The 11959-nt window shown below is 37.4% G+C and carries 10 protein-coding genes; 6 read left to right on the top strand and 4 right to left on the bottom strand.

Going from position 1 to position 11959, the window contains the following annotated elements:
* Window positions 1–361 precede the first annotated feature (361 nt).
* The 4 genes from C9J34_RS15865 to C9J34_RS15850 are packed head-to-tail and all read left to right on the top strand — an operon-like array spanning window position 362 to window position 2738.
* Window positions 362–1438 carry an AI-2E family transporter gene (locus C9J34_RS15865; RefSeq protein WP_107841160.1) on the top strand — a complete coding sequence of 359 codons (1077 nt, stop codon included), beginning with the start codon at window positions 362–364 and terminating at the stop codon, window positions 1436–1438.
* A gap of 11 nt (window positions 1439–1449) precedes the next feature.
* Window positions 1450–1911 carry a hypothetical protein gene (locus C9J34_RS15860; protein ID WP_107841159.1) on the top strand — a complete coding sequence of 154 codons (462 nt, stop codon included), beginning with the start codon at window positions 1450–1452 and terminating at the stop codon, window positions 1909–1911.
* A 13-nt stretch (window positions 1912–1924) separates the two neighbouring features.
* Window positions 1925–2119: a hypothetical protein gene (locus tag C9J34_RS15855; RefSeq protein ID WP_107841158.1), complete on the top strand. Its 195-nt coding sequence runs from the start codon at window positions 1925–1927 to the stop codon at window positions 2117–2119.
* Window positions 2120–2135: 16 nt separating this feature from the next.
* Window positions 2136–2738 carry an alpha/beta hydrolase gene (locus C9J34_RS15850; protein WP_107841157.1) on the top strand — a complete coding sequence of 201 codons (603 nt, stop codon included), beginning with the start codon at window positions 2136–2138 and terminating at the stop codon, window positions 2736–2738.
* 67 nt (window positions 2739–2805) lie between these two features.
* On the opposite strand, the gene C9J34_RS15845 is transcribed toward C9J34_RS15850, so the two are convergent.
* The 4 genes from C9J34_RS15845 to C9J34_RS15830 form a co-directional block, all read right to left on the bottom strand.
* Complete coding sequence (locus C9J34_RS15845; RefSeq protein ID WP_107841156.1) at window positions 2806–4902, bottom strand: MMPL family transporter; 2097 nt, start codon at window positions 4900–4902, stop codon at window positions 2806–2808.
* A gap of 495 nt (window positions 4903–5397) precedes the next feature.
* The gene (locus C9J34_RS15840; RefSeq protein WP_107841155.1) at window positions 5398–6414 is read right to left on the bottom strand and encodes an inorganic phosphate transporter; all 1017 of its coding nucleotides are present in this window, start codon (window positions 6412–6414) and stop codon (window positions 5398–5400) included.
* 18 nt (window positions 6415–6432) lie between these two features.
* Window positions 6433–7053 (bottom strand): DUF47 domain-containing protein, encoded by a 621-nt coding sequence (locus C9J34_RS15835; protein WP_107841154.1) that lies wholly within the window; start codon window positions 7051–7053, stop codon window positions 6433–6435.
* Window positions 7054–7483: 430 nt separating this feature from the next.
* Complete coding sequence (locus tag C9J34_RS15830) at window positions 7484–8644, bottom strand: class I SAM-dependent methyltransferase (RefSeq protein ID WP_107841153.1); 1161 nt, start codon at window positions 8642–8644, stop codon at window positions 7484–7486.
* Between the two features lie 318 nt (window positions 8645–8962).
* Here C9J34_RS15830 and putP point away from each other — a divergent pair, with 318 nt between their 5' ends.
* Window positions 8963–10459 (top strand): sodium/proline symporter PutP, encoded by a 1497-nt coding sequence (putP, locus tag C9J34_RS15825; RefSeq protein ID WP_107841152.1) that lies wholly within the window; start codon window positions 8963–8965, stop codon window positions 10457–10459.
* A gap of 129 nt (window positions 10460–10588) precedes the next feature.
* The gene (gene hflX, locus C9J34_RS15820; RefSeq protein WP_107841151.1) at window positions 10589–11866 is read left to right on the top strand and encodes a GTPase HflX; all 1278 of its coding nucleotides are present in this window, start codon (window positions 10589–10591) and stop codon (window positions 11864–11866) included.
* Window positions 11867–11959: the final 93 nt, after the last annotated feature.

Here is an 11959-nt window from a genome sequence, read left to right as displayed (position 1 = left end):
AGCCTCCGGCGGATGTCAGGGATTTTGAAAGGAGTCAATTGTGCAAGCACAATTCAAAATCCCGACACAATTACGCCGAGGCGTAATTGATTGTGCGAAATCACCTATCTTACGAGCGAATCATTATTTTGAACTGGATAACCTGAAAACACTCGCTTCAAAAGTTTTTTGGGACACTTCTGTTTGAAGCTTTTGCTTATGTTCTTGAAAAGTACTAAATTTTTAGTTGCTTAGAAGAGACTTTGGCATTTTTGGCAAGCACCGTATTTAAAAATGAATTTTCAGATAGCCTTCAGTGATTGTATTTTTTTCATCTATATGCGATTATTGCTAGTAGATAGATGATGAACGAGGTGGAAATATGACAAAAAAATTATGGTTTCAAGTAGGGATTGGCTTGCTATTATCGCTACTGATTGTGAAATACTTTATGGAAATCCGCACGCTTTTTAAGCCGCTTGTAATTATTTTGAAAACGGTTTTTATCCCACTATTATTAGGTGGGGTGCTTTATTATGTAACAGAGCCTATACAGCGCTTTGTTGAAAGACGCGGTGTGCCTAGATGGGGCAGTTTAATTATTATTGTGGTTCTGCTAGTAGCGGGAATTTCAGGCTTTTTATTTTTAATCGGTACACCAATTTCGAAACAGGTAAATAATTTAGTGGCGAGTGCACCAGATATTGGTGAAAAAATTCAAGAGGCAACGGATTATGTCACAAACAAAGACCATTGGCCACCGCAAGTAGAGGAATTTGTGAACAATCTTACAGATTCCATCCAAGATATTGCGGTAACAGGAAGTAAAATGATTGTGACATTGGTTAGTGGAGCCGTATCCGCTACATTCACGCTTATTCTTGTCCCCTTTTTCTTTATTTTTATGTTGAAGGACCATGAGAAGTTTGCTCCTCGCATTTATAGCTTATTTAGCGGTGAACGTCGCACGTGGATTCAGAAAACATTAGTAGATATTGATTCCGTATTGCGCAGCTATGTACAAGGACAAGTGTTAATCAGTTTTTTACTGGCAACAATGATGTTTATAGGTTATTTAATTCTTCGATTAGATTACGCATTATTATTAGCGATACTCGCATTCTTTATGAACATGATTCCATTCATTGGACCATGGATTTCACTAGTTCCGGCATTGATTATTGCCCTTATCCAAAAGCCAATTTTAGTTATTGGGGTATTAGCCGTTACGCTGATTGCACAGCAAATCGAGAGTAATTTGATTACACCAAACGTGATGGGGAAATCACTCGATATCCATCCATTAACGGTTATTACCATCATTTTAGCAGCAGGTAATATTGCTGGTTTTATTGGAATTTTAATCGCAATTCCAACATATGCGGTCATTAAAGTTGTAGTTAAAAATATTTATGAACAGCGCACGAAAATTAAAGATGCGGCGACAAAAACATTATAAAGGAGCAGTATATGCTAACATTTGAACAAAAGCAGGCGATTATTGAAACATTCCCTGAATTAACAAAAAAAGAAATCTCATTAAAACGTGTAAATTATCATTTTGAAAATAGCCTATATGAAAAAACAATTGTTGTGGAAAAATTACATCCAAATGGTAATGGCTTTGTTTTCGTTGGTGATTTGCTTCAATATGAAGCGGAGGCGAGCGACAAAGGTCTTGTGAATATTCGTGATTATGATGAACAGGCATTGCGCGATATTGTTGCAGCTGCAATCAGCTATTTATCTGAAGATATGGAAGAAGAGCCGATTGTAGAAAGCTGGCGTTCACGTGAGGGTGCTGTGTTAGAGCTGATTTATGAAAATCGCGCATGGGCTATTTATCATCAAGATAATTTAGAGGAAGCTTTCGGTACGCGCGAGGCAGCTGTAGCTTATTTACGAGAAGAAGGATTTAGACCTTCAAAATAAGGAGGAGCCATAAATGGATGGAAAGAAATTCGCGCTAACGGTTGTTGGCATAATCGTTGGCGTATCGCTACTTATTGTTATTGCTATGCTACTATTTTTCAAATATTATGAGCCGAAGCAACCAGAGGGTGAGCCGAAAACAACGGATGAATCAAGTTTATTGACACCAGAGCAAGCACCAACTATAATTGTCTTGAATTCGAGATAATGAGAGGGTGGAAAGCATGCAGCATATTTTTGAGCATGGCACAAATGGACGTACATTATTATTGCTACATGGTACAGGTGGGACAGAGCGCGATTTAATCGGTTTAGCAAAGGAAATTGATGCGAATGCGAATATTTTAAGCGTTCGTGGCAACGTGCTAGAAAACGGTATGCCACGCTTTTTCCGTCGAGTTGCCGAGGGTGTATTTGATATGGAGGATTTATTTTTCCGTACAAAGGAGCTACATGATTTCGTTCAGCAAGCATCAGTGGATTACCAATTCGATCACAATCAAATTATTGCTATTGGCTATTCAAATGGAGCGAATATTGCTGGTAGCTTATTATTCCATCATGAAAATTCATTGCGTGCAGCGATTTTACATCACCCAATGGTGCCAAATCGAGATGCTCAAATTCCCAGCTTACAACATGTAGATGTGTGGATTGGCGCTGGAACGAATGATTTTATGTGCCCAGCACAGGAATCGGAGCAATTAGAGCAAATGTTAAAAGCACACGGTGCAAATGTAGAAACGGCATGGTTCCACGATGGCCATCAGCTAACAATGCCAGAAGTGCAAGCTGCAAAAGCTTGGTATACAGGTATTTTTAAGTAAAATGAAGCGCATGAAGTCAATTTTGGCTTCATGCGCTTTTTCTTGCGAGCGAGTCGCTACTATTCCCCTATTTTTTCTTAGCGAAAGGTAACCACCAATTCCAGTCACCAAATAATTTCATTAAGCTAGGTACGAGCATTAAACGAATAACCGTTGCATCAATGGCGATAGCAATCGCAATGCCGACACCGATTTGTTTAACAGGCATAACATCCGTAAAAGCAAACGCCCCCGTAATCACAATCATAATCAAAGCAGCAGACGTAATAATTTTACTTGTGGAAACAAGTCCATCAACCGTCGCCGTTGTATTATCCGCGCCTTTCAAATATTCCTCTTGAATGCGGGAAATTAAAAATACTTCATAATCCATACTCAAACCGAATACTAAGCAAAAAACAATTACAGGCATAATCAGCACAACGGTTCCAGCCTCAATACCTAAATGACCGTATTGGAATATATAAACGATGAGCCCGAATGTCGAGGCCAGTCCAATTACATTCATAATAATCGCTTTTACAGGAATTAAAATTGAGCGAAAGGCAATCATTAAAATGATGAATGTAGTAATCATAATAATGATTAAAGCGAGCCCAATTTTGCTAGCAATTTCATCGAAAATTTCCTGATTGAATTTCGGTGCACCTGCTAGTGTAAAGGGAACACCTAAATCTTTATCCTTCCATTCTCGCACAAAGTCTTGTGCTTCCGTCGAAGAGCCATTTGCATCTAAGTACACCGCCATATACATTTTATCCTCTTGAATAAAATGTGCTTGCACCGCTTGTAGCTTTGGATCAATATTAGCAGCTTGCCATATTTCAACAGCATCGATTTGTGCTGTAGTAAAGAGCGAATCAACTTTTTTAACGAGCGCTTCTTGTTGAAGCTGTTGTTGAATATCCAGCATTTTTGTTAAGCCATCTTCATTATCCCAACCGTTAGAGCGCTCTGCTAGCAAATAAACGACAGCATCTGCGCCGAAATCAAATGCCCTTTCCATCTTATCAAATGTTGCACGGGATTCATAAGAGGTTGGCAAAGACTCCTTTGATGGAATAGTTAAATCCATATCTTTCACCGGAATGATGGCGGCACCAAGTAAAGCAAGTGCTACAACAATAATGAGCAATGGTCTACGCATAACGAAGGCAGCAAATGCTTGCCATTTCGTTGCTTTTTGTGTAACACGTAAAATGCGCCATTTATTTAAGCGATCACCTAAAAGCATAATCGTTGCGGGTAGCAATGTTAAACCCGAAACAATCGCTAAAAAAACAACGATTGAGCCACCTAATGCGATATTTTGGAAAATTTCCACTTTGATAACAACCATTGCACCGAGTCCAATCATGACACATAGCGCTGAGAAAATGATGGAGCGCCCAGCTGTTTGAATCGCAATTTGAACAGCCTGCTCTATGCTTTTGGTATGGCGTTCCTCGCGGTAGCGATTAATAAATAACAAAGCAAAATCAATACTTAAAGCGAGCCCAAGCATTGGGACAATATTTAAAATGAAAATGGATAAATCGAATGTACCGCTTAATAATGTTAATACACCGAAGGACACAATGACCGTAGCAGCACCGATAATCACTGGTAAGAGCGACGCAACAACTGTGCCAAATGCTAGTAGGAGGACGATTAATGCGATCGGTAAGCCGATTGCCTCTGCCTGCATTAGATCTTTCTGGCTTGCTACATTTATATCCTTTGAAATGGCAGGTTCGCCTGTAATTGAAATATCTTGGTCATAGGATAAAATTTCACGAATTTCATCAACTACCGGAAAATAGTCTGCCACATCATTGCCAAAATGCAGCAAAGCATAAGAAAAATCCCCATTTTGCAATTGCTCTATGCCAATAGGAGAGATTATTTCTTGAATTGATTTAACTTGTTCTAGTTTGTTAAGAGCGACTGTTATTTCATCATCTGTTTTATTTTCAAACAAGACAAAAATAGTTTTAGCTGGCAAATCGAATGTTTCACTTAATTCCTGCATCGTCTTGCTATGGTCATCCTTTACAAAGAAGCCATCACCTTGTAGCTTGCTTGGTAGCTGTAGGGCAAAATAGCCCATGACTAGGAAAAAGACAATCCAAATACTCACAATTGCTTTCGCATACTTCGTAACGAAAATAGAAAATTTCTGCATAATAGAAACTCCTTTCTTACTTAAGAGTTTATAGGGTTTTTAAGTAAGAGGGAAGTTACATTTTTAGCAATTTAAGAAGCTGCTAAGAAAGTCTATTTCTTTATTGCAGTGATGATTATAGATAAAGGACTTTGGAAAGCAGGATATTAATTTTCTTTTCTATGTTGATAAGGTTCCTTAACCCATTTATTAAAAAGTATTAATAAGCAGATAATGATTATAGAAACAATAAAAATGGAAAAATTTTTATGCCACTGAATTCCATGCTCAGAGGATAATTCATATATAGTACTAAATATCAAATAAAAACATGGATAAATAAAATAAAACATATATTTATTTTTCAAAATTACTCAACCTTCTTCTACTTTAAAATAAAAATGTTTTCTTAATTATACCATAATTAGGGTATATAAGTTAAATTTGTCTTCGACTTTTAAAGAAAAACCCTTGCATGCTTAGAAAATCCTCTAAGCATGCAAGGGTTTATTATCATTAAAAGAAAATGTTTAATAAGAAATAGAAGCCTGCCGCCATAATCGCTGAAATTGGCATTGTAATAACCCATGTAACAACAATTTTACGGGCTGTTCCCCATTTTACATCTTTTACACGTTGTGCAGTACCTACCCCCATGATGGCAGAGGAAATAACATGCGTTGTTGATACTGGTAAGTGTAACAATGTGGCACTAAAAATAACGGTTGCAGATGATAAATCAGCTGCTGCTCCGTTCACTGGGCGGATTTTCATAATTTTACCACCAACAGTTTTGATAATTTTATAACCACCGACAGAAGTACCTAGACCCATTGCAAGTGCACAGGCAAAACGTACCCATCCTTGTACCTCATCTGTTGATTGAAGTCCACCAGCGATTAAAGCCATTGTAATAATACCCATCGCTTTCTGTGCATCGTTTGTACCGTGTGTAAATGCTTGTAATGCCGCAGTACCAATTTGCATTGTTCTGAAGCCTTTATTCGTTTTATAAAGGTTCATGTTTTTGAATACGACTTTAAACAATGACATCATTAAGAAACCGACTGCTAAAGCAATAAATGGCGAGAAAATAAGTGCCTGAAGGATTTTAATGAAGCCAGTGTAATTTAAAATGCCAAAACCAGCAGCAGCAATCGCGGCACCCGCGATTGAACCGATTAATGTATGTGATGAACTTGATGGAATACCATAGTACCAAGTTAATAAATTCCACGTAATCGCTGCACATAGTGCTGCTAAAATAACGACAGAGCCAATTAGTGGTGTACCTGGTGTTGATAGTGCGAATGGGTCAACGATATCGCTGGCAATTGCTTTTGCTACACCAACGAACGTAATCGCCCCCACAAAGTTCATAATCGCTGCCATTAATACCGCAGTACGTGGTGGTAAGGCACGAGTAGATACGGAAGTTGCAATGGCATTTGCTGTATCATGGAAGCCGTTAATAAAGTCAAATGCTAGGGCAAAAATAACGACTAAAATGGTAAGAATTAATATTGTTTCCATTAGTTATTTCTCCTACTGTTATGCGTTGCGCATAATGATTGTTTCAATTGTATTCGCTACGTTTTGGCAATGATCAGCTACTTCTTCTAATTGCTCATAAATATCTTTAAATTTAATTAAACGAATTGGATCTTTTTCGTTTAGGAATAATTTTTTAATTGATGAACGTAATACTTCGTCACATTGACGTTCGTAGTCTTTTACTAAAATTGCGTGTTGACGCATACCGACTAAATCTTTTTTATTCAAAAGTTCCATTGCTTTTACAAGTTCATCAGCACTTTTTACGATATAGCCTAAAAAATCGCGCATTGAATCGTCGATTTCATTTAATGAGAACATCTCGAAGTGCGCAATGCAGCTTTCTGTTCCATCTAAAACATCATCCATGCGGATAGCTAGTGCTAAAATATCTTCACGTTCAATGGGTGTCATAAATGATTTATTTAACATAACGATTAATTCATGAATTAATTTATCGCCAGATGTTTCATATTCTTTCATGCGAATGCTAATTTCTTTTAAGTCTGCTACTGTTTCGATGCGGTAATTATTTGCATAATGAACAGCTTCTCTCATATTTTCAGCAATTTTATGAAGTGCTGTAAAAAATGGATCTGATTTCTTTGAACTAAACATGGGATGCCTCCTAAGCATATCTGAAAATTTTCTCTCCTAATAATAACAAAAGCTTAACGAAATCAATATAATTTTATTTTTGCATTTACAACTTTTACATTGCTGTAATATTTATTTTGTTCATATTTCATATATATGCGTAATGGTGGCCAAGCCTATCTATCGAAAATGTTGATATAATAGGGTTTTTGCCCATATTGTATGCAATAACAATATAACGTATACAATAAGCAAATCTCGATTGTAAAGGCAATGTAAATTATGTGTGTGGGTACATATTTCCTTCTATAACTAAAAAAGGTAGAAATTAATTGTGTGCTGTTGGTATTTTACGCCTAGTAATGAAAACTGAGGAAATAGAGCTGCAACTCTATTTTCCTTCAGCAGATGTCGTAATGATTTTAGAGAACGAGGTGAGGGTATAAATGATTTACAAATAACTTTGTAGTTCTTTTTGTAAAAATGGTTGGGCATGTAAAAATTGAATAAAGTCATCGTATTTAGCGCGTTCTTCGGGAGTAGGCTTTTTACCTGTATAGTAAGCACGAATTAAAATATTTTTCGGTGTGTTTTCCATATCAATAAATTCAAGCAGTTGTGCTTCGTAGCCAACAAGCGATAAGAGTTGTGCGCGAATGGAGTCGGTTGCCAATGCGGCAAAACGCTCGCGAATTAACCCGTGCTGTGTCATGATTTCCAGCGCTGGTGATTGCAATTGACGATTTAGTTCATGTTGACAGCAAGGCACGCTTAAAATAACGCTCGCCCCCCATTTTACAGCGCGAGCAAGTGCCATATCTGTTGCTACATCGCATGCATGTAATGTCACGACCATATCAACAGCCGTTTCATCATTAAAATCTTGAATATCACCAACTAAAAATTGCAAGTCATTATAGCCTAAATCTTGCGCGATTTGATTACATTCTTCAATGACTTCCTTTTTTAAATCAAGCCCCGTCACATGAATATCTAAATTCTTCACGATTTTTAAATAATGATAAAGGGCAAATGTTAAATAAGATTTACCAGAGCCAAAGTCTAAAATGCGAATTTGGCGGTCTTTTGGCAAGTAGCTTAGCGCATCATCAATAAATTCAACAAAGCGATTAATTTGCTTAAATTTATCATATTTTTGTTTTTTAATCGTCCCATTGTCAGATTGTACGCCAAGACGAACAAGGAATGGATGAATGGTCGTATCATCTAATAAATACTGCTTTTTTCGATTATGTGCTAAATCGGCTTTTTTATTCGCTTGTGTTTGCTCTGATTTCCATAATACTTTATTTTTCTTTGATAATTGAATATGGACATTTTGGTCAGTAAACTGTGCATGAATTTGGCGAAATTGCTCAAGCAATAGGTCAAACTGTGCTACAAATGCCTCTAAAGGGATGTTTTCATGCTTTAAAATACGCTCATATTGATATTCAAGCTGAATTGTATAAATCCCTTTTAGCTCAATAGGCTTTAGTTTCACTCGTTTGATTTCATTTGATTTTAAGCGAGGCTGACTAATTGTTGCAGCGATTAATGATTGATTATTTAAAAGTGTTAAAAATTGTTCTTTCATCTGTTGGAATTCCATAGCAATACCTTCTTTATTAATAAAATTGAAATTAGTGTAACATAACTATTTGTGTGAAAGCTAAAGATAATGGGTATAACAAGTAATGAATTTAAGTTTAATGAGCAATTATCTTGATTCAGTAACCTTTCAGCGCCAGATATGCGCTTGAGAAGTTTGCTCAAGAGTTAACAAAGGTGAAAGGAGTTTTTTTATGCAGGAAATGAGGGAGTTGCTCGAAATACTGCTTGTTTTACAATGAAATAAATTATATGTTTATTATAAGGCTTTTTGATGGAAATTCTCTATCAGAAAGTAATTTTTAAAGGAGGGAAACGTATGTCAGATCACGGATTTCAATTATTAGCTATTATTATTTACATGGTAACCATGGTAGTGATCGGATGGTATGCATATAAGAAAACTACCAACTTAAATGATTATATGCTTGGTGGGCGCGGATTAGGCCCTGCTGTAACTGCGTTAAGTGCAGGGGCAGCCGATATGTCAGGATGGTTATTGATGGGATTACCAGGAGCCATCTATTTGTCAGGTTTAGTGGAGGCATGGATTGCGATTGGTTTAACGGTCGGTGCTTATTTAAACTGGTTGATTGTGGCACCACGTTTACGTGTTTATACACAGGTGTCAAATGATTCGATTACAATTCCAAGTTATTTAGATAATCGTCTTCGCGATAATACAAAATTAATTCGTATTGCATCAGGTATTATCATTTTAGTATTCTTTACGTTCTATGTGTCATCAGGTATGGTCGCAGGAGGGAAATTTTTTGATAGCTCTTTCGGCTATGATTACCATGTAGGATTACTTGTTGTTGTAGGCGTAACGGTGGGTTATACACTATTTGGAGGCTTTTTAGCTGTAAGTTACACAGACTTTTTACAGGGCTTAATCATGTTTTTAGCATTAGTCACTGTTCCATTATTTGGTGTATTTTATACGGGAGGTATTGGTGAAACAGTAGAAGCCATTAAATCTGTAAATCCGGAGCATTTAAGCTTATTTGCATCAACTGCAACTGTAGCAGGTGTTATTTCTTCGCTTGCGTGGGGCTTTGGTTATTTTGGTCAGCCACATATCATTGTACGTTTTATGGCGATTAATTCTGTTAAGGAAACGAAGGAAGCGCGCCGTATTGGTATTGGTTGGATGATTTTAAGTTTAGCAGGTGCGATTGGAACAGCATTAGTTGGTATCGCATATTATCAACAAAATGCCGCAAGTTTAGGGGAATTAAAAGATGCGGAAACCGTGTTTATCGTAATGGGGCAATTATTATTCCATCCATTCATTGCAGGAATTATGCTTGCTGCGATTTTAGCGGCAGTTATGAGTACAATTTCTTCACAATTAATCGTAACATCTTCTGCACTTGTAGAAGATATTTATAAAGCTTTGTTTAATAAATCTGCAAGTGATAAGCACTATGTCTTTATGGGACGTTTAGCTGTACTAGTTGTAGCAATTATTGCAGTTGTATTAGCATGGAACCCTGAAAACTCTATTTTAAAATTAGTGTCATTTGCATGGGCTGGCTTCGGTTCTGCATTTGGACCAATCATTTTACTATCACTTTACTGGCGTAAGCTAACGAATATCGGTGCATTAGCTGGAATGGTGACAGGTGCCGTAATCGCGTTTGTATGGGGAAGAATCCCTGCATTGTCAGATGCACTTTATGAAATTGTACCAGGTTTCTTCGGTGCGTTAATTGTTGCAGTTGTCGTGTCTCTTGCAACATATAAGAAGAATCCTCAAATCGAGGCAGAGTTCGACGAAACACTTCGATTGATGAAAGAAGAAAGAAAATAGGAGGCTGTAAGGAAGTTGGATGAAAAAGTCCGACTTTCCTACAGCTTTTTTCTTATATACTCCACAACATAATAGCCTTGAACATATGTGATATGTTAGGATTATGGCAACTAGGAGGACGATACAACGATGAAAGAAATTGAAAGCATACAAGAGCGCGGAATATTAGTTGGTGTCAATTTAAAAAACGATGAGCACTTTGATTATTCGATGGAGGAGCTGGCGAATTTAGCACAGGCACTCGATGTAGAAGTAATAGGTAGCGTGGCGCAAAATTTAGAGCGTGTTACACCTTCTCACTATGTAGGCACAGGGAAAATCGAAGAAATTAAAGCATTTTATGAGGAAGCAGATGCGAATATTATTATTTTTAATGATGAATTGTCACCATCACAAATTCGCAACTTGGAGCGTGACCTAGAATGTAAGGTTATCGATCGAACAATGCTTATTTTGGACATTTTCAGCCGTCGCGCGAAAACGAAAGAGGCACAAATGCAAGTAGAGCTCGCACAATTGCAATATATGCTACCACGTTTGGTGGGTTTACATGCCTCGCTGTCACGCCAAGGTGGTGGTACTGGAGGAGGCTTTAAAAACCGTGGTGCAGGGGAGACAAAGCTTGAGCTGGATCGTCGAAAAATTGAGGATCAAATTGCGAAATTACGCCGTGATTTAGAGCATGTCAAGGCACAGCGTGAAACACAGCGCAAGCAACGCCGTAAAAATGCAGTGCCTGTCGTATCAATTGTTGGCTATACCAATGCGGGAAAATCAACTATTATGAATCAGGTCTTAGCTAAAATAGGGCAGCAAGAGGATAAGCAAGTGTTTGAAAAAGATATGCTATTTGCTACATTAGATACGTCTGTCCGCCATATTGAGCTAGAGGATCGTAAATCATTTTTATTAACAGATACAGTTGGATTTGTTAGTAAGCTACCGCATCATTTAGTAAAGGCATTCCGTTCAACACTCGAAGAAGCACGGGAGGCAGATTTGCTATTACATGTTGTAGACGTATCGAATGCGGAATACAGTTTTATGATGGATGTGACAAACACGACATTACAAGCGGTTGGTGTAGAAGATATTCCAACAATTTATGTTTATAATAAGTCAGATTTAGCAGGCGTAGAATATCCACTTATGAGTGGGGATAACTTGTGGATTGCTGCAAAGGAGGGCGCTGGCTTAGAGGAGCTTATAACGATGGTTCGTCAACATATTTTTGCGGATTATATCGTATGTAAAATGCTCATTCCTTATGAAGCAGGCTCGGTTGTTTCATATTTAAATGAGCGTGCAACCATTTTTAGCACAGCGTATGAGGAACACGGAACATTGCTTCATATTGAGTTGAAGGAAGCAGATTATCAAAAGTACAAGCAATATATAATAGAATAAAGAGCTGGTCTGGGAAGGTCTCGCCTTTCCAGACAGCTCTTTATTCTACGTTTTTAAAAGTTTATTCTACGTTTTTAAAAGTTTATTCTACGT

The organism is Metasolibacillus meyeri (genome assembly GCF_003049505.1).
Classification (GTDB): Bacteria; Bacillota; Bacilli; order Bacillales_A; family Planococcaceae; genus Metasolibacillus; species Metasolibacillus meyeri.
This window is presented reverse-complemented; position numbering and strand designations above follow the sequence as displayed.